Origin of the sequence: Paenibacillus sp. MCAF9 (assembly GCF_052114265.1) — a bacterium.
GTDB lineage: Bacteria > Bacillota > Bacilli > Paenibacillales > Paenibacillaceae > Pristimantibacillus.
The window spans coordinates 1-483 of sequence record NZ_JBFREL010000095.1 but is presented as its reverse complement, the minus strand read 5'-3'; the positions used below and the strand labels follow the sequence as shown (position 1 = coordinate 483).

Sequence of the window (483 nt, the reverse complement as noted above, 5' to 3'; positions counted from 1 at the left end):
CCCGTTACCGTTGCAGAGTTCTCTGCTTGCTTGATATTAAAATGCTCGTAGAATGCATTGTTCTTATCTTCATGGTTACCTGCTGATGGTGCAATGGTTGTGTTAAGCAGGCTTTCTTGTGAATGCCCAAGCAGCCAGTTCCACTGCTCTTCTTTTGTGCCTGTATCTACAATATCACCGTTGTGCACCACGAATTGTGCGCTTGGTACTGTAGCAAGTGCTTTCTCCAGCGTCTCAGCTGAAAGCTTCGCCTCATCCTCTTCTTTGGCCTGCGTATCCGCCAGGTCGATGAATGTGAATGCTCCGTTTACTGGTGCAGTTTGGAATGTTCCTGCTTCACTCCAAATGTTCAGTGCCGCGTCGCCCACACGGAAATTGTATGACGTATTTGCCTTCAAGCCCGTTGCTTCTGCCTTATGAACAAGCTCAGAAGGTGAGTTGGATGAAACGGTAGAACGACCTGCAAAATTAATTGCTTTTGTG

Annotated in this window: 1 protein-coding gene; it reads right to left on the bottom strand. The window is 47.2% G+C overall.

Going from position 1 to position 483, the window contains the following annotated elements; translation table 11 throughout:
- Positions 1–483, bottom strand: a 483-nt coding sequence (locus AB4Z45_RS33050) for a fibronectin type III domain-containing protein (protein ID WP_441913836.1), incomplete at both ends; no start/stop codon positions are given.